Source organism: Sorangiineae bacterium MSr11954 (assembly GCA_037157815.1).
Classification (GTDB): Bacteria; Myxococcota_A; Polyangia; order Polyangiales; family Polyangiaceae; genus Pendulispora; species Pendulispora albinea.
Window position 1 is genome coordinate 6,295,062 of record CP089984.1, and the last position, 18,278, is coordinate 6,313,339.

Here is an 18,278-nt window from a genome sequence, read left to right on the forward strand (position 1 = left end):
GTCGTCTTATGGCCGTTCGCGCAGGACTTCGTGCCTTTTCGAGGCTACCGGCTCAGACGATCTTCTGCGCAGGTGTATCCTACACATACCTGCGATACCTACGCACCCTGAGGCGGTGCGAGAACGGCATCCATCGGATCGACACCGCGTAGGTGCATGGCGCGCACCTTGGTGAGGAGCCAGGCCCCGAAGAGGAAAAGACCAATGCAAGACCACTGCGCCGGGGTCAGGCCCGCGTAGCGCGGATCGGCGTTTCGCCCGTCGACGATGCGCAGGTAGTCCATGGCAAATCGAACCGGCGCATAGGCGAAGGCCACGGCCACGACATAGGCGCCGGTCGGTAGCTTTCTGTGCCAGGTGAGCGCAAATGCCGCGGCCAGCACCACGGTGAACATCCACTCGAGCAGGCCCAAATCGTAGCGCGGATAATCGCCATGAAGCAGCTCGATGAACGTCTTGACGGGCGGGTGCAGGTTGGGATCTTGGAAGGGATACCCCACGGCAAAGAACGCGTCCGCCGCCGCGCGCGCGCCCGGGTGATCGTGCACCACGCTGCAGCCGCCGCGGCCAAAAATCCAGGCCACGGGAAAGACCGAGAGGATCAAATCGCAGAACGGCAGCACCGGCTGCACGTCCTTGCGCCGCGTAAACCACACGATGGAAATGGGCCCCACATTCAACTTCGGTTTGAGCTCATAGAACTTCCAGAGCAGCACCCCGATGAGCCCTCCGATGAATCCACCGAAGGAGCTCAACCCTTCCCACAAGAGAAACAGCGACCAAGGCCGCACCCACTCGAAGTGCCCATTCTCGATGCGGGCAATTTCGGTCGGGTGATAAAAAATCTCGTCGAGCATATGCCCGCCCATGAATCCGGCGACGAGCATCCAGGTGATGAACGAGTTGAGCTTGTCGAGATCGAGCCCGCGCTGGCGCGCCCTTCGGGTGGCGAGGGCCGTTCCGATGAGAACACCGGTGGCCACGAGGAGACCGAAGGGATGAAGCGGCACCGGACCCAGCTGGATGTCCGAAACGTGGATGTAGGGGAGCATTGGTTTTCCTCACCCGTACACGTTCCCGTCCCCGTCCACGTTCCCGAAATTCTCGGGAAAGACGCTCAGGAACGGGATCGTGTACGTGTACGGGTTCCGAGAGAAGGCATTCAAAAGGCGAGAGCTCAACCGACGAGACGGATCTTTCGTTTCGCCCCTGCGAGCGCGAGCTGCCCGCAGGCCGCGCTGACGTCGTCCCCGCGGCGGCGGCGAATGAAGCACGAGTAGCCGTCGTCGCATAGGACCTGTTGGAAGGCGAGCACGGAGGAGAGATCGGGCGGACCCAGCGCCGATTCGGAGATGGGGTTCATCGGGATCAAGTTGATCTTCACCGGCAGCCCGCGAAGCAGGCGGCTCAATTTGCGCGCCTCGTCCACGTTGTCGTTGCGCCCGGAGACCAGGGTGTACTCGATGGTGATGCGCCGCCGGCTGGGGAGCGGGTACGCGCGCAAGGCCGCCATCAGCTTGGGCAGCGGGTATTTCTTGTTGATCGGCAAGAGGCGCGAGCGCGTCTCGTCGTCGGCCGCGTGCAGGCTGATGGCGAGCCCGATGTTGCCGCCGAAATCCTTGCCCAGCCGCTCGATCTCCGGGACCAACCCGCTGGTCGACACCGTGACCCGCCGCGACGAGAGCCCGATTCCATCTTGGTGCGTGAGGAGCGCGAGCGAGCGCGCCGTGGCCTCGTAGTTGTGCAGCGGCTCGCCCATGCCCATGTAGACGACATTGCGAAGCTGCTCGCCGGGATCGAGGCGGCTGCGTCCCAAGAGCACCTGCGCCACGATCTCGTCCGCGCCCAAGTGGCGTTTGAGCCCCGCCTGGCCGCTCGCGCAAAAGACACAGCCCATCGCGCAGCCCACCTGCGTCGAGATGCACTGGGTGACGCGGGTCACCGGATCGGCGCCTGTCTCGGCGGCCGCTTCCTCGTCGTCGTCGGCGGCCGCGGAGGCGTCGGCGTCTTGCTCCACCGGGTTGGGCAAGGAGCTCTTTCCGCCCGTCACATTGGGGATGAGCACCGTCTCGATGGTCGCCCCATCGCGCAGCCGCCCCAGGATCTTGCGCGTGTCGTCGGCCGCGCGGCGCTCCTCCGCGATGGCGACCACTTGCCCGAGCCCGCCCTCGGTGAGGGCCGCGCGCATGGCCCCCGGCAGATCGCTCATTTTGTCGGGCTCGGTCACCCCGCGGGCGTGGATCCAGCGAAAGATCTGGCGCGCATGAAAGCCGCGCCCGCCCATCGCGCGAACCGCCTCGCCCCACTCCTCCGGGGTGCGCGCGATCGGCGGCGTCTCGGCCTTCGCGATCATGGCTCCACCTTCCCCGCGGCTTCCACGCCGTTCGAGCTCTTGGCGCGGGCCTCCGCGGCCTTGGCCTCGTCCCAGTAGCGATCCAACGTGGCGAGCGGCAAGGTGTCCTTCGCGCCGTTCGCGTCCTTCGCCTCGTTGGTGCGAGGAGCGCCCCAGCCGCCGTGGTTCTCCTGCACGCGCTTCTCCACGTGGGCAAAGCGGCGCGAGAACTTGTCGATGGTCATGCGCAGCGCCGACTCGGCGTCGACCTCGATGTGCCGCGCCAAGTTCACCAGCGCGAAGAGCACATCGCCGAACTCCTCCTCGATGGCCCGCGTCTGCCCGCTGGCGATGGCGCGGTCGAGCTCCCCCAGCTCCTCGGCCACCTTGGCGCGCGAGCCGGCTTCATTTTCCCAGTCGAAGCCCACCCGCGCGACCTTCTCGCCGATGCGCTGGGCGCGCGTGAGCGCGGGGAGGCTGCGCGGAACGCCGGCCAGAATGGGGCGCCCCTTCTTCTCCTCGGCCTTGATCTTCTCCCAGTTGACGAGGACCTCTTTGGCGTTCTCGGCCTTCACATCGCCGAACACGTGCGGGTGCCGGTGCACGAGCTTGTCCACGATGGCGGCGATGACATCGTCAATGGCAAACGAGCCCTCGCGCCGCCCCAGCTCCGCCTGAAAGACCACTTGGAGCACCAGATCCCCGAGCTCCTCGCGCAGCTGATGCCGGTCCTTGCCGTCGATGGCATCGATGACCTCGCACGCCTCCTCCAGCACGTACTTGCGGAGCGTCTCGAAGGACTGCTCGCGATCCCAAGGGCAGCCGTCTTCGGCGAGCAGGCGTTGCATCACCCCGACCAGGCGGGGGAAGGTGCCGCCGTCTTGCTGTTCGAGCGGCGGTACGGGTCGCGGTGCGTTTTCGTCGAATCGCGCAAGTTTGGGGGGCATCGTTCGGGTGGTTGCTCTAGCACACGCGCGGGGGATACGGTCTTTGGGACCGATGGATTCGCGGGCTCAACTATCCCTCACCTGGCGTCGCACGGCGATCGTGGCCGGCATCGCGCTGACGATGCTGCTCGGATACCTGCTTCGCGGGGTCATCGTCCCGCTCTTTTTTGCCTTCCTCCTCGCCTACGCGCTCGACCCGTTCGTGGACCGGCTGGAGGAGCTCAAGGTCCCCCGAACGCTCGGTGCCATCCTGGTGATGATCGGCATTTTCTCGCTGGTCATCATGGTGCTCATCTACGCCATCCCGCTTTTTCTCGATGAGTTGCGGGCCGCCGCGCGCGATCTCCCCTCGCAGATCGAAGGGCTGGAGGAGCGGCTGGAGCCCTGGCTCTGGAACTCCTTCAAGCTGAAAGTGCCGCACTCGCTGGGCGAGCTCGGACACTCCTTGGAGGAGCGGCTCGAAAAGCAGGGTCCGGGGCTGCTGAGCGCGCTCGCCCTCGCGGCCTTTGGCACCTTGAGCTATGTGGCCGTGGTCCTTAGCGCGCTCATCGTGCCGGTCTTTGCGCTGTACCTGCTCATCGACTTCGATCGCATCGTCGCGCGCGCGGCCCAGCTCGTCCCGCGCCGTTGGGCGCTGCCGGTGAACGACGTGGCCAATCAGGTTCACCGCACCCTCGGCGGCTACGTGCGCGGGCAGCTCACCGCCAATTTCGTGCTGGCCGCCCTCTACGCCACCGGCCTCCGCATCGTGGATATCCGGCTCGCCGTCGCCATCGGCGTGATGACGGGGATGCTGGCCTTCGTGCCGTACATTGGATTCTTCACCGGTCTGTTCGTGGCCCTGGCCATGGCGACCCTCGACTGGCACGGGCCCGGGCGCCTGCTCGGCGTCCTCGCGGTGATGGGCGGCGTGCAGCTGCTCGACGGCACCCTCATCACCCCCCGCATCGTCGGACGCTCCGTGGGCCTCGCGCCGTTGGAGGTGCTGATCACGATGATGGCCGCCGCCTCGCTCTTCGGGTTCCTCGGGGTGCTCCTGGCGGTGCCGCTGGGGGCCGTGGTGAAGATCCTCATTCAGCGGCTGGTGCGCGTTTACCTCATGTCGGATTTTTACTCCCAGGGGTAATCAACCGCCCCGCAATGACGCACAAAGACACACAGCCGCTATTTGTAAATATATGTATGACAACCGATGATTCGGCTGCCGACTGCTTTGCGCTAAAAAGCTTTGTGCACTAACTAATTGGTATGAGCAGCGCAGTCCTTTTGGAGCGGGTCGGTCGTACGAGCGTGATCACCATCAACCGTCCGGAGGCGCGCAACGCCCTGACGCGGGACGTGATCCATGGCGTGCGGGACGCGTTCTTCGCCGCGAACCGCGACAGCGAGACGCGCTGCCTGGTGCTGCGGGGCCAGGGCCAGCACTTCTGCGCGGGCGCGGATCTCCGCAAGAACCTGATGGATGATCCGAACCTGATGGATCACCTCGAGATGTACATGGACGAGTACCACTCGCTCATCAAGGCCATCGTGGAGTGCGAGAAGCCCTCCATCGCCGCGCTGGACGGCTGCGCGGTGGGCTTCGGCGCCGATTTGGCCCTCGTCTGCGATCTGCGGGTGGCCACCCCGGAGGCCTACGTCCAAGAGAAGTTTGTGAAGATCGGCCTCATGCCCGACGGCGGCGGCACCTTCTTCCTGCCGCGCCTCGTGGGCACCGCCCGGGCGATGCAGATGATCCTCCTGGCCGACAAGGTGATGGGCCCCGAGCTCTTGTCCTTGGGCGTGGTCGCGCGCCTGGTGCCGAGCCCGGAGCTGCTGGCGTCGGCGCTCCTGGTCGCGCAGCAAATCGAGCAGGGACCGCCGCTGGCGTACCGCGAGATCCGGCGCGCGCTCTACGCGAGCCTGGGCTCGATCGAAGACGCCCTGCGGCGCGAGCGCGAAGGTCAGCTCAAGCTGCTTCGCAGCGCCGATTGCATGGAGGGCATCATGTCGTTCATGCAGAAGCGCGAGCCCGTCTTCCAAGGGAAGTGATCTCGCCCACGACGTCGGTGGCCAAGTAGCGCGCGAGGCGCTCGCCTGCCCCGTAGCGCCCGAGGCCGATCATGAGCTTGGCCAGCGCGCACTCCACCGTCATGTCGCCGCCCGAAATGGCGCCCGCGGCCAGCGCGTCGGCGCCCCCCGCATAGCGGCCGATGTCCACCGTGCCGCGCGGGCACTGGCTCACCACCAGCACCGGCACCTTGCGCTCGCGCGCCTCCTCCAGCACCGGGATGAGCGACGCCCCGCGGTGCGGCAGGTTCCCCGTGCCGTACGCCTCCAGCACCAGGCCGCGCACCCCCACCCGCAGCGCCCCTTTCAGGAGCTCCGGATCGAGGCCGGGAAACACGCGCACGGCCAGCACGCGCGACTCGATGCGCGGATCGAACCTCGAGAGCTTTCGCGCGCCCGCGTGCGCCCGCACATGGCCGCCCACGTCGACCCCTACGCCCATGGTGACCAGCGGCGGGCAGTTGGGCGAGTCGAAGGCCTCGAGCGCCCACGCGTCGCGCTTGATGCTCCGCGCCCCGCGCAAGATCCGCGAGGCGAAGGCGATGCCCACCTCGGGCACCGGCATGGTGGCGGCCAAGGTCGCCGTGATCAAATTCTCCCGCGCGTCGGTGCGCAGCTCCGCGAGCGGGCGCTGCGAGCCCGTGAGGATCACCGGGTGCGCCACGGGCCCGAGGAGCAGCGCCAGGGCGCTCGCCGTGTAGGCCATCGTATCGGTGCCGTGCACCACCACGATGCCCGCGTACTTGCCCGAGCTCAGGGCCGCGTGCACCTCGCGCGCGATGGCGACCCAGTTCTCGGGCTGGAAGTCGCCCGAGTCCATGAGAAACAAGATGCGCGTATCGATGCGCGCCATGCGCCCCAGCGCAGGCACCTCCGCCACCAGATCGCGCGCGGCCGCCTTGTTTGGCTCGAGCACCTTCTTGCCGCGCATCAACAACGTGCCGCCCGTGATGAGCAGGAGCACGCGCGGAAGGCTCGCGCGGGCCGGGGCTCGGCGGGTTTCAGGCGTGCGGGGTGCTCGGGGCGCGCCGGATTTCACGGCGCGCACGGGTCAGAAGACGCGCGCATCGACCTTGATGGTGTCGCCGGCTTGGAGGGGGATGTCCTGCTGGGCGCCCTCGCTGATGGCGTCCGCGTTGATGATGTAGGTCACGCTCTTGTCGCGCACCTGGCGCGTGAGCAGAACACGGTTGCTCTGCGCGAGCGAGGTAAAGCCGCCCACCTGCGAGATGGCGTCGTGCACCAGCTGCATGCGCGGGATCCACACGATGCTCCCGGGCTTCTGCACCTGCCCGATGACGCTCACCTTCTTCGACGCGTACTCCTTGACGGTGAGGTTCACCTGCGGATCGGTGAGGATCTTCTTGGCGATGAGCTGCTCGCGCACCAGCGCGGCGATCTCCTGCGGCTCGAGGCCCGCCACCTTGATGGAGCCCGCGTACGGGAAGTCGAGCGTGCCGTCGGGGTTGACCACGTACTCCTTGGGGAGATCCTTCTCGCCCACGACGTTGATCTCCAGCCGATCGCCGCCGCCAATCTGCGTGCTCTGCATGGGCGCCGGGATGTTCGGCCGGGGCGGTCCGCCGCCCGAGCAGCCGCTCGAGGAGACCATCGAGGTACACGCGGCAACGGTGGCCCCCCACGCAACGAGCCGGCCCAATCGAACGACGAACGAATTTGAAGCTGCCAATCGAACTTTCACGGATGCAACAGATGTTCTTACAGGAACCAACGCACGCCGAGGAACGCTTCGAACCGGCGGAAGTTCATATCGTAGAGCTGGCCGCTGTTGGTGCCGCCCGGCGTGGGGACCGCCGAGGCCGGAAGCTGCGTGTCGCTGAAGTTGGCCGTGTAGCGGAGCGTGGTGTTCAGGCCGAAGCTGTTGCTAAAGCGGTATTCGCCGAAGAGCGTGCCATCGGCGCGGATATCGGTAAACGCTTCGTGCGCCCGGTTCGGAGCGGTCGTTCCCTCGCGCGGAAAGTAGATATCCGGATAGGAGAGCGCGCCCACGCCGCCCTCGAGCGAGAGCAAGAGGCGACCGGCGAACATGTATTGAACCTTGGCGTAGCCGCGATCGCTCCCGTAGTGGGCGCCGAGGTAGCTGGGCTGGAAATCGCGGTTGTAGCCGACGGCGATCGACGAGAGCGTCAGCGATGCGTTCGCCACGTCTTCACCCGGCTGCGGGGTCAGGAAGAACTTGAGCTCGGCCTGACCGATCACGCTGTTGTACTGCTTCACCTCGGGGTACGAGCCGGGGCGGTTGAAGCTCGACCCCCAGCCGACCAGGCCGAGGAACGCAAAGCGCGTGGTGACCAGGCCGTTGATGCCGATGCGCGCGCGCACCGGGGTCGAGTCGTAGAGGGCCAAGCTGGCGCGGTCGGCGTCGCTCGTGTACGTGCGAAAACGCAGGCTTCCATCGTACTGGAGCGCGGTGCGCGGGCGGAAACGCCAGTTGCCCTTGGTGTACGCGTCGTGCGTGATGTTGTTGTACGGCACCGCCGCGCTGTCCTCGAACAAGGTCGCGCGCAGCTGGTAACCCCAGCGCCAATCCAAGGTGCCGCCGCCCGGGGTGGTGATGATCTCCGCACCGCCGGTGACGTCGTTCCGGTTGAACGACTGGTCCGGGTTTCCAACGACGTTTGGCTGAATGGTTCGCTCGTAGCCGCCGAAAACCGCGAAGCCGAGCGGACGGCCCTCGAGAACGTCCAGCCGGAGGTTGGCCTGCGCGCTCACATTGCGCTGATCGCGGAGCAGCTGCGGACCGAAGAACTCACGGTAGGTGGCCGAGAGCCCGCCGCGCAACGTGAGCGTTGGCTTCACGAATTCGGGGTTGTCCCCTGCCCTGCGCTGCGGCCCCAAGGTCGAAAAGGTGATCGACGGGGTAATCCGCAGAACCGCTCCATCTTGCGTTTTGACCTGCGGCTCACCGTTGACGAGGGAGCCCGGCGCAGGCGCGACGGGGCCGCTCTTGTTCGAGCGGAGGAACCAGTTGGAGTCGTATCCGATTTCGGCCGCGATGCCCGGGTGCAGCTCGAAGTCCCCCGCGCGGACGCCGATTCCTTCTTGATACCGGCGATCCTTCAGCCACTCTTGCGCGTTGGCCGTTTGCGGCACGCACAACGGTGCAGCAAGCCCCACCAGAGCAGCGATACACGAGAGGGTGCGTCGTCGTGACGGGTATGCTGTGGTCATATGAAATCGCGCGAAAGAAAGAGGAGAGAGAGGGTGAAGTCCGGCTCGTAGAACGAGCGCGAACCGACGGAGGACGTGAGCGGGGAACGTGAACGGAGTTCGAAGTTTTCAGACTTGAGCGAGCAGCTCGGGTTACTACGGCTACTGCGGGTTCGTGCCTAGCGCCAAAAACGCGAAAACTTCAAAAAACGAACCGAAAAAACGAGAGCTCGAACGAGAGCGAAGATCGCGTCAGCGACTGCATGACGTGCACGGGGGCGGATTGATGACCCCAATGTTGTCGATCGGAGGGAATGCCGTGGTGTCTTCCACCGGCAAGTTCGGATCGACGTTCATCGTCGTCTGGGTCTCGCCGATGAACGCGGACTCTTCACCGATGCACTGATTCGCTTCCGCGGTCAGCTGCTCCGAACGCTGGCGAAGAACGGTTAGAATCGTGAACTCGTGGTTCGCAAGCTCGGTGTCGTTGCGCTGGGCGGCCGACTTGAGCGCCGCCGAACGGTCGCGGGCCGAGCGGATGGCCACATCGGTCTGCGAGAGCTTGTCGTTGAGGCACAGGGTCTTCACCACGTCCCGCTGCTGACGCGCTTGCTCGAGCTGCTTGCGGATGCCCGTGGCCGAGCCTTCCATCCGAGCGATCGAACGGTCTGCTTCGATAACTTCTTCCTGAGGCGTCAGCTGGGTGCGACGCTGGAATCCAACCTGGGCGTCCGAAGACGGAGAACCAGGTGCCGCGGCGGGCGGGGCAGCCGGGGCGGTGGGAGGCGGATTCGTGCCAGTCTGCGCCACCGCGGGGCCTGCCACTGCTGCAACCAGCGCAAAGCCGACGATCGTTTTGAGTGCGGTGATTCTTCTGCGAGACAGCGAGCGAACTAGCATTCCAGCCCTCATGCTCCAAGTGATGCCAGGGGACCGCGAAGCTCTCACACGCACCACCTGAGTAATTGCCGCAGCGTGCTGGAGCGAGTTATTCGCGGACTCTATCGATGGCCCGTAGGGGTGTCAACCACCCCACGCGACTCATCCGGGCAAAAACCAAACCGTTACTTCTCCGAGTTTTTCCGTGACGGGAGGTTGGATGCGGGGCGATTCGCGACCATTCATGTCCCCGTGCGTGGAAAAACGTGCCCCCACGTGAGGGTGCGCGCGATCCGGCTGCGGCGCGCCGCGATTTCTGCGGCGCGGCGCGACGTTTCCGGCGTTACTTCCCCTGCTGCACGAACTTCACGGGGATGTTGATGGTCGACCCGCTGCCGCCCGGCGCGTCGAACTGCGCGTTGCGCACGACGCGTTGAATGCAGGACACAACGTCGGGCGAGAGCCCGCTCACGTTGGAGCCGTCGGCCGCCGTGACCTCGCCGTTCGGGGCCACCTTGGTGACGATGGTGACGCCGCCCGCCATGCCGGGATCGCTGGCCAGGCCCTTGTTGTAGCAAGCGCGGAACTTTGGCCTCAAGCCAGCCACCACGCGCTCGGCGTTGGACACCGGAACCGACGCGGTGGTGGCGCCGATTTGGGCGTCGCCGGTCGGGCCTTTGACGGCCGTCTCCTTCCCTGCCCCCGCGCCCACGCCGCCGCCGCCGGAGTTACCGATGCCGGCCAGACCGCCGCCGGCCTTGCCCGGTTGAACCACGCCGCCGCCGCCCGATCCCAGGCGAAGATCGCCGCCGGTGTTGGACACGCCGGCCCCGGAGGAGGCCACGCCGCTCAAGTCGGCCGGCGGAATGTCGCTTCGATTGAGCGCGCCCTGCACCGCGGAGTTTCCGCCGAACGCGGCGAGCATCTGCATTTGCATGGCGTCGGCCTGCTGCGACAGGGCGGCTGCCGCCTTGTCGCTCACCGCGCCCTTGGGTCCCCCGCCCGACGTCTTGGTCGCCCCGCTCTCCTTGGTGGGCGCCGTCGCCTTGGCCTCAGGAGAGGTGGCCGTTTCGGGCGGTGTCTCCGTGGGGGTGGCAGGCAAGCTCTTCAGCGGGTCGATCAGGCTCTGGATGTTGATGTCCTCGTTGACCGGGGGATCCATCCAGTCCGAGTACATGGCGCCGATGAGGCCGAAGTGGAGCAGAAAGCTGAAGGCCGCGATGATGGTCAGATCCCAGTCGATCTGGCTGGCCAGCCCCCCTTTGACGGAGAGCGGCAGCTGCGGGCGCGGCTGAGGTGGCGGCGGGGCGACGAACTGAAAGAGGAACGTGGTCTCGCCCACGACGATCTTGCCGCGCGCCTCCTCGGTGAGCCGCACCTGGTACGCGTTGCCCACTTTTCGCGCTTGGCCGCGGAGGCCTTCGATGTCGCTGATGCCGGTTTGAAGCGCGACCCGCCCCTTCATTCCGTCGAGAAAATTCAGGTAGTAGTCGCTCCCAATCAGCTCGAAGAGCTTGAACGAGGCCGGCACCGACTGCGAGGGGATGACGAACATCGACTTTTCGCTGGTGCCGACGGTCACGCTGGTGCGCTGCTTGATGATGCGCTCCTCGATGACCCGTCCACCTTGCACGAGGCCGATGCGAAGAACCTTGGGTCCCGCCTGCTGGGCGACCGCGCGCATGACGGCGGTCATCTGCCCCGGGCGATTTTGCCCAGCTTGTCCCGGCTGCTGCCCGGGTTGCTGTCCAGGTCCCATCCCCGACCCCGAGTGCGTTTGCGACATTCGCTCGCCCTTCCGATTCTCGGCTTTTAACCTGCGGTTAAGAATCTGCAGCCCGAAGCAACACGACGGCGCCAACCGTACCTGAAATTGTGTTCTCCGAAAAGGATCCTGGCGGGCGGCCTCGCCTACATCTGGTCCAACGCGTAGCCCATCGCTAGGTACGGACCATGTCCTTCCAAGTTCGGATCTCCGTTCGCGTTTACGAGCTCGACTTGAACGGGCACCTCGGTGGAGCCGCTTACATTCACTATGCCGATCATGTGCGCTGGCAGCTTTGCCGCGCGGCCGGTGTGTCGTTCGACGAGCTGCGCGCCTCGGGGGTGGGGCCGATCAACTTGGAGACCACGGTGCGCTACCACCGTGAGCTGCGCGCCGACGACGAGGTCGACATCTCGTGCACCTTCGTGTTCGGCGAGGGAAAGACGTTCCGCGTTCAGCAGCAATTCCGCCGCTCCGATGGCACCTTGGCGGCGGAGGTCATCAGCGTGGGCGGGCTGCTCGACTTGAAGGACCGCAAGCTCGTCCCCGATCCCGCCTCGCATTGGCGCGCGGTGGCTCGGTCACCGGAGCTGCTCGGGCTGCGAACCGAGAGCTAGCGACTCGAGGCGCTCGATCCACTTGTCGGTCGCCTGAAGGCGCGCTTTGGACGCGCGGCGCGCTTGCATCTGGATGGAGATGCACGTGACCGTTCCCCACATGCCCAGCGCGGCGATGCCCAGCGCGTCGAAGGCGGCGCGGTTGAGGATTTCGGTGATGTCTGCGTCGACCGCGGTGTCGATGTCGCCGAGGCCGATGCGCAAGGCGCTGGCCGCCAGCAGAAACCCCGCGCTGCTGGCGATGCTGGCGCAGACGCGCGGGACGCGGATCCATCGCTGAAGGCGGAAATCGAGCTCGCTCAGCTGCTCGTTGATGAGGGCCGCGCGCAGCTCGGGGGGGCTCGCGAGCGCCGCCACCACCTCGCGCTCCCAGTCCGCCTCCGGCGTCTGCGCGATGGCGGCGCACACGTCGAGGTAGCGCGCGCGGCCTTTTTCCCCGGTGAGCTCCTTCAGCAGGATCGCCGGATCGAGCGCGGTCGGCGTGGTTGCAAAGTACAACCTACGAAAGCTCGCCCCGATGCACGTCGCGACGACGAGCAGCGCGGCCAGGGTGACGGCGATCACTCTGTGAAAAACGGGCTAAAACGGCTCTTTGAGCGTCGCTTGCTCGATGCGATCGAGAAACGGCTGGCGCAGCTCGGCCAGGGTGAGCTTCGCTTGGATCTTGCTCACGTCCACCGAGGCGATGGGCTTCTGAACACGGCCGACGATGGTCACCTCGCCGATGGTGATCACCTTGCCCTGCGGCGCCGCGCTCTTTCCGCCCTTTTCCTGGGCGAACGCGAGGCTGGTGCTGAAGACGACCGCCGCGCCCGCCAGAAGCGCAGCCCCGAGAACGCGTACGATGCGCTGGTTCATTTCGTACCTCACAGTCTTTCTCTACTTCTTTTTCGGCGGAGGCGCAGGTGCCGGCTGCGGCTGCGGAGAAACCGGCTGCGGACCGGCGGGGGGTGCGCCTTTGGCGGGGGCCGCGCTCGCGGAAGCGGCGGTGGCGGCGGCGTTCTTCATCTCCGCCTGTTTGGCCTTGGCGCGGCTCAGGAGCTCGTCGACGTCGTCGTCCTTTCCGGGCGGTGCTTTGGCGCCGCGCATGGAGCGGTACGTCTCGAACTCTTTGATGGCGGTGGCCACCTGGGTATCGGCGCTGGTGCCGGGCACGTTGGGCGAGAACAGGTACAGAAGGCCTAGATCGTAGTGGGCCACCGCCAAGCTCGAGTCCTGCGAGAGCGCCGTGTCGAACTCCTTCTTGGCGTCTTGCGGGCGGCCCGACAGGCGGTAGGCATCGCCCAGGTTCAAGTGCGCGAGCGCGTTGTTCGGGCCGAAGCGCACGGCCCCTTCGAGCAGCGGCAAGGCCTCGCCCACGTTTCCGGCCTCGAGCTTCATGGCGCCCAGCTGAATCAGCGCCTCCACCATGTCCGGGCGCTTGTTCACCGCCGCTTGGAAGTCGGCCATGGCCGGCTGGCGCTGCCCCTGCTCGCGCAGGATCAGCCCGCGCAGCAAATGCGCCTCGGCGTTGTCGCGATCGCGCGGCGGGCTGGAGTCGCCGAAGCCGTCGAGGATCGCTTGCAGCGCGTACTTCGCGAGCTCGGTTCGGTGCGCGCGGTAGTGATCGCGGGCGATGGCGACCATGGCGTCCTTGTAGTCGGGATCGATGCGGAGCGCGTCTTGCGCCGCTTGCTGCGCGGCGGCGCTGTCGTTGGCCAGCGACTTCACGTCGGCCGCGCACGTGAGGATGCGCGGCGACTTCGCCATTTTTTGCTGCTTGTCGGTGATGAACGTGTTCGCCTCGCCCGTGCTCCCGTTCCGCGCGAGGGAGAGCGCATAGGCGCAGATGGCCGGCTCGTAGTCGGACTTGGCGCTGAAGGCGGCGCGGAACTCCTGCTGCGCGCCCGCGTTGTCGCCCAGGCGGTCCATCACGGTGCCCAGGGAGAAGTGCGCCGCGTGCGAGCTCGGCGCCTTCTCGAGCGCCTCCTTGAAGGCTGCCTTGGCGCCCGGAAGATCGCCGGAGAGCCACGCCTTCCAGCCGCGATCGTACGCGTCGCGCGCGGCGCCCGTGAGGCCGCTGGATTCGCCCGGCGGCCCGGGCTCCGCGACGCCCACTTGCGCGCCGCCGCCCGTTTGCACCGGACCGCCCGCGTCACCCTGCGGGTACTCGACCTTTTGCTCCGCGGCGCCGCAGCCTTGCGCGGCGAGGCCCATCACCGCGGCGCTGCCCGCGAAGGCAAACGCCGCGATCGACGCCGACAACGAACGCCGCATCATGGCGCCACCGGCAGGGGCGAGGCGGCGCCCGAGGGCGGCGGCACCGTGGTGAGGCCCGGCCGCGACTGCACGTACTGACCGTCGCGGTAGTCGAGGTTGCGCGTCTTCGAGGGGTCGTTCGGATCTTTGGTCTTGGTCACGTATTCACGCATCTTCGCATCGCCGAGAATGTCGGTGAAGTACGCGAGCCGCGCGATGGCGTGCGTCACCGCGGGGTTGCGTACGTTGTACTGGCGCGCCAGCGCCACGGCGGAGGCATAGCGGCGCACCATCACCTCGTCGGCCGCCGCGAGCTCCTTGTCACGCTTGCTGCGCCAGCCTTCTTTGACGGTGGAGCGAATCTCGTCCGCCTTTTCGATGAGATCGTCGCGGTTGCTCGCCTCGAGCTTCTTCAGCATCGTCTCTTGCTGCGGGGTGAAGAGCTTGATCGGCGGGGTGGTCGCGTTGTAAAGGCCGCTGCGGAGCGTGTCGTAGAGGGCTCCTTGGCGCGCCTGCGCGGCGGGCACCCACTCGAGCGACGGATAGGTGCTGACGATGTGCTGCAGCTGCTCGTCGTACTTCTCGGCCGCCTTGGCGTTCCCCTGGTACTTACCGGTCTTGATGACCCGGCCCGTCTTGGGATCCACGGAGCCGATCACGTCCTCCGTCGCGCCCGTGTACTTGTGGCGATCGGTGTCGTACTGCTGCTTGATCTCGTCCTCGGCCAAGGTGAACTCGGCCTCCGCCGCGTAGTCCGCGAAGGGCGGCGAGGTGGCCTCGGGCTTGCCGTCCTTGGTCGCGAACCCGGCCGCGCGGAACGTCTCCCACGCCGCGATCGTGTTCTTGAACCAGGTGCGGTAGCTCTTGTCGTCCGCCGTCTTCTGCATCTTGGCGTTGAAGTACGCCGCCTGCAGCGCGTAGCGCGAGGAGTCCCGCTTGCCCTTGTTGGCGTTGTAGAACGCGGCCAGCGCGGACTGCGCGGCGATGCGGGTCTGGCGGTTCTGGCCCGTGTCGGGGCCCGTGGGGTTCCACTGCTTGTGGTCGTAGTCGGCCACCAGGAAGTCCGCGTTGGCCTTCTCCTCCGCGGTCGGATTCAGCTTGACGAAGATATTGTACTCTGCACGCATCTTGTCGCGCTGGCCCATGTTCGCGTAGAGGATCATCGCGTTCTTCGCGGCCTCTTTGCGCTTCTTCTCCTCGAAGCGGGGGTTCGCCGCGACCTTGTCGTAGGTCTCCGCCGCCTTCTGGTAGTTGAAGAAGCCGTAGTACGTGGTCCCGAGCTCGTCGTAGGCGGTGCCCAGGTACTGCAGGCGCTCCTGGTACTGCTTGGGGTTCGGGGCGACCTTGGCCTTGGGATCGCCCTTCTGCAGGGCATCCAGGCGCGCCTCGCTCCCGTACTCGGCGATGAACTTGTTGTACAGGTCGATGGCCTTGTTGAACTCACCCACCTGCTTGTACGCGTAGGCGGCGTTCATCGCGGCCTCGGGGGCCTCGTCGCGACCGGGCGCCGCGGCCAGCGCCGCCTCGTACATGCCGGCCGCCTCGCGCCAGAGCTTTTGCTTCTCCGGGCCGGGCGGCGCGTCCTTCGCTTGCTTGAACTTGCGCCGCGCGTCGACGAAGGCGGCCTCTTGCAAGGTCGGGTTGACGATGAAGTCGCGCGCGGCCTTGTTCTCCTCGGTCACCGCGCAGGAGTGGGCCTTTTCGGCCTCGGCCAGCTGGCGGGAGCGCTCGGCGTCGCGCTCCATGTTGCTCATGGAGATGAGCTTCTCCCACGCCTTGTAGCCGAACTCCGTCTTGCCGCACTCCAGCCGGTACATCGACTCGAAGCGCGGGCGCGCCTGGTCGAACTGGCCGTACACGAAGAACATGTCGGCGGCGTAGAACTGGTACTCGAGCGAGCGCTTCTCCACGTCGAGCGAGGGCGGCACGCGCTGCACGTACTCGTCGCGCGCCTGGATGCTCGCGAGCACGCTCGGCGGCACCGGATCGCGCATCACCTTCTTGTCCGGACCGTCGTTGTCGAAGCGCACGGCCTCGCGCTTCTGCACGCCGATGGAGCCCTTGGACTCCTCGAAGCGCTGGTAGTCGAGGTCGCGGTTGACGTCGCTCTCCTCCACCACGAAGAACGCGGCGTTGGCGAGGTACTTGTCGTCTTCGTTCGAGTCGCGCACGTCGATGGCCGCGATCTTCGCGCCCTCGATTTGCTCCTGCGAGGGCTCCGGAGATTTCTGCGGCTGCAGCCGGTGCAAGAGCACCGCGATGCGCAGCTCCTTGTGGCGCGCGTCGGCCAGCCAGTAGCGGCTCTCGTAGGCGTCGGGCGCGTTCTCGTCCTGCTTGATGAAGCCGTACCAGCCGAGGGCGGCCAGCTTGTACTCCGCCTGCGCGCGCGCCAGGAGCTCGAGCTGCTCCTTGGGATCGCCGGTGGCGCTGGCGTTGACGAGCAGCTGCTTGCCGTTGTTGGTGTGCTGCGCCGCCGCCTGCCGCAGGCCGCCCTTCACCAGGCGCTCGGCGTTTTGAATCGCCGCCGGGTTCTCCTTGTTGGCGTCGACCCAGGGGGTGTTGCCGATGTAGTTGGCGAGCTTGGTGCGCGCCTCCAGCGCCTTCGCCGAGATCGCGTCGTGCTCGGGCGTGTTGGGGCGCTTGGTCATGTTCATCTGGTCGTACGTCTCGGCGATGGCGTTCTGCACGTCCGGCGCCGTGGGGTCCATCGGCCACTTCTTCAGGATGGACTCGTACACCTCGATGGCGTTGTTGAACTGATTGAGGCTGCGGTACTCCTGCGCCAGCGCCTTGTAGATCTCGATGGTCCACGGCTTGTCCTGGGGGATCAGCTGCGGATCGCGCACGCGGTCGATGGCGATGTGGAGCTTGGCCTCCGCCACCTCGGGCTTCGGCTCGCTATCGACGATGTCGGGGCGCTGGATGAACGGCTCCTCCGGCTCCGGACCCTTGAAATCGAGGTTGGTGAGCGAGCCTGCGATGTACGTGTAGGCCTCGCTGCGGAAGTCCGCGCCGGGATCGCCGGTGAGCTTTTGCTGCTCGTCGGTGTAGAGCAGAAGGTGCACGAACTCGCGGGTGGCCGCCTCGTAGCGCTGCTGCTTGAAGAGGGTCCACGCGTACTTGTAGAGCGCGACGCCATACAGGGGCGGCTTCTTGAACTGGAGCGAGTGCTGGTAGGCGCTGGCCGCGCGGTTGTAGTCCCACACCGCCGCGATCTCTTCGCGCACCACGCCGCCGCGCACGTCGAGGTTGTCGAACTCCCAGTTTCCAATTTGCCACCACACCTCGCCCACGTACTTGGGCTCCTCGCCCGGGCGGAGCGAGGGCTGCACGATGGGCTCGCAGGCGGCCGGGTACGGATCGATGTAGCGGTTTTCGCCCCCGCCGCGCTTGGCGCTCTGGGGGTTCGGGTGGCGCGCGCGCCAGCCTCGCCAGTACTCCTCGGTGTTGTCCTGGGGGAGCTGCACGATGGTGTCCGCGTCCGGGTTCTTCGGATCCGGCGGGGTCGGGTAGGCGTATTTGTTGTGGCAGACCAAGGAGCGCCACACTTGCTGCGCCTCCTCGGTGCGCCCCGAGTCGTTGTAGGCGTGGCCGAGGAAGTAGTAGATGCCGGCCAGCTCCCGGTACTTCGGGAACTCCACGATGACCCGCTTGTACAAGCCGATGGCCGGCTTCAGCCCCACGGACAGATCGTCCTTGGCCTCGTCCGAGCGGGCGCGCTCTTCGTAGAGGGCGGCCAGGCGGTACATCGCGTCGGGGGTGGCGTCGGGCACGGCGCGCGGGCCCGAGTACTTGGCGATGAACTCCTCGAGGCGGAGGATGGCGGTGTCGCGCGCCTTGCGGAGCTCTTCTTTCTCGGTGGCGATCTCGCGATCGAGGCCGGCCAGGATGGTGCGCTTCTTCGTCTCGTAGTGGAGCTTGATGATGGTGGTGACGGTGTCGCGGTACTCGCGCGCGCCCTGCTCGTAGGCGTCAGCCTCCACCTTGAGCTGGTCGAGCGCCTGCACCTGCGCCGGAGTGGGCGGCGGAGGCGGCGGCGTGGTCTTGCGCGTCACCGGGGGTGCGAACGTGGGAACGTTGGAGCCGCCATCGCCCGTCGGGAGCAGTCCGCGAAGCGCGCCCGCGTCCGCGGTGCCGCTGGCCGCGTTGGCGTTGAACCCGACGCCTGCGTCGCCCGCGGAGGCCGAGCCGCTCGCGGAGAGGCCCACCGATCCAGCGCCGCCGTCGCGTGCTGCGGGGTTGGGCGAGCCTGCTCCGGGCTGGGCGCCTCGGGGTGCGGC

General features: G+C 66.7%; 15 protein-coding genes. 3 read left to right on the plus strand and 12 right to left on the minus strand.

The annotated features are described in order from the left end of the window. Positions 1-98 precede the first annotated feature (98 nt). From LZC94_24200 to mazG, 3 genes are all read right to left on the minus strand, one after another. Complete coding sequence (locus LZC94_24200) at positions 99-1,052, minus strand: prolipoprotein diacylglyceryl transferase (GenBank protein ID WXB10974.1); 954 nt, start codon at positions 1,050-1,052, stop codon at positions 99-101. 125 nt (positions 1,053-1,177) lie between these two features. Further along, entirely contained in the window at positions 1,178-2,353 is a 1,176-nt protein-coding gene (rlmN, locus tag LZC94_24205; GenBank protein WXB10975.1) for a 23S rRNA (adenine(2503)-C(2))-methyltransferase RlmN, read from the minus strand. Beyond that, positions 2,350-3,279 (minus strand): nucleoside triphosphate pyrophosphohydrolase, encoded by a 930-nt coding sequence (mazG, locus tag LZC94_24210; protein ID WXB10976.1) that lies wholly within the window; start codon positions 3,277-3,279, stop codon positions 2,350-2,352. Before mazG ends, rlmN begins: the two co-directional genes overlap by 4 nt. Positions 3,280-3,331: 52 nt before the next feature. Between mazG and LZC94_24215 the strand changes: the two genes are divergently transcribed. Both LZC94_24215 and LZC94_24220 read left to right on the plus strand, forming a co-directional pair. Then, complete coding sequence (locus tag LZC94_24215; GenBank protein ID WXB10977.1) at positions 3,332-4,405, plus strand: AI-2E family transporter; 1,074 nt, start codon at positions 3,332-3,334, stop codon at positions 4,403-4,405. Positions 4,406-4,527: 122 nt separating this feature from the next. Then, entirely contained in the window at positions 4,528-5,310 is a 783-nt protein-coding gene (locus tag LZC94_24220) for an enoyl-CoA hydratase-related protein (GenBank protein ID WXB10978.1), read from the plus strand. Here the strand turns inward: LZC94_24220 and LZC94_24225 are convergent. The 5 genes from LZC94_24225 to LZC94_24245 form a co-directional block, all read right to left on the minus strand. After that, positions 5,273-6,292 (minus strand): asparaginase, encoded by a 1,020-nt coding sequence (locus LZC94_24225; GenBank protein ID WXB10979.1) that lies wholly within the window; start codon positions 6,290-6,292, stop codon positions 5,273-5,275. The genes LZC94_24220 and LZC94_24225 overlap by 38 nt on opposite strands. 87 nt (positions 6,293-6,379) lie before the next feature. Then, on the minus strand, positions 6,380-6,940 hold the full coding sequence (locus LZC94_24230) for a polysaccharide export protein (GenBank protein ID WXB10980.1): 561 nt from the start codon (positions 6,938-6,940) through the stop codon (positions 6,380-6,382). A gap of 107 nt (positions 6,941-7,047) precedes the next feature. Further along, complete coding sequence (locus LZC94_24235) at positions 7,048-8,466, minus strand: hypothetical protein (protein ID WXB10981.1); 1,419 nt, start codon at positions 8,464-8,466, stop codon at positions 7,048-7,050. A gap of 285 nt (positions 8,467-8,751) precedes the next feature. Continuing rightward, a complete protein-coding gene (locus LZC94_24240) occupies positions 8,752-9,399 on the minus strand; it encodes a hypothetical protein (GenBank protein WXB10982.1) in 648 nt (215 codons plus the stop codon). 322 nt (positions 9,400-9,721) lie between these two features. Then, positions 9,722-11,164 (minus strand): AgmX/PglI C-terminal domain-containing protein, encoded by a 1,443-nt coding sequence (locus LZC94_24245; protein ID WXB10983.1) that lies wholly within the window; start codon positions 11,162-11,164, stop codon positions 9,722-9,724. Positions 11,165-11,331: 167 nt separating this feature from the next. On the opposite strand from LZC94_24245, the gene LZC94_24250 reads away from it, so the two are divergent. After that, positions 11,332-11,760, plus strand: a complete 429-nt coding sequence (locus tag LZC94_24250) for a thioesterase family protein (protein ID WXB10984.1) — start codon at positions 11,332-11,334, stop codon at positions 11,758-11,760. Here the strand turns inward: LZC94_24250 and LZC94_24255 are convergent. Genes LZC94_24255 through LZC94_24270 form a run of 4 tightly spaced genes read right to left on the minus strand, consistent with a single transcriptional unit; the run spans position 11,725 to position 18,206 of the window. Further along, positions 11,725-12,324, minus strand: coding sequence for a hypothetical protein (locus LZC94_24255; protein ID WXB10985.1), 600 nt, complete (start codon positions 12,322-12,324; stop codon positions 11,725-11,727). The genes LZC94_24250 and LZC94_24255 overlap by 36 nt on opposite strands. Before the next feature lie 15 nt (positions 12,325-12,339). Further along, on the minus strand, positions 12,340-12,618 hold the full coding sequence (locus tag LZC94_24260; GenBank protein ID WXB10986.1) for a hypothetical protein: 279 nt from the start codon (positions 12,616-12,618) through the stop codon (positions 12,340-12,342). 21 nt (positions 12,619-12,639) lie between these two features. Further along, positions 12,640-14,019, minus strand: a complete 1,380-nt coding sequence (locus tag LZC94_24265) for a tetratricopeptide repeat protein (GenBank protein WXB10987.1) — start codon at positions 14,017-14,019, stop codon at positions 12,640-12,642. Then, complete coding sequence (locus LZC94_24270) at positions 14,016-18,206, minus strand: tetratricopeptide repeat protein (GenBank protein WXB10988.1); 4,191 nt, start codon at positions 18,204-18,206, stop codon at positions 14,016-14,018. Before LZC94_24270 ends, LZC94_24265 begins: the two co-directional genes overlap by 4 nt. Between the last annotated feature and the right edge of the window lie 72 nt (positions 18,207-18,278).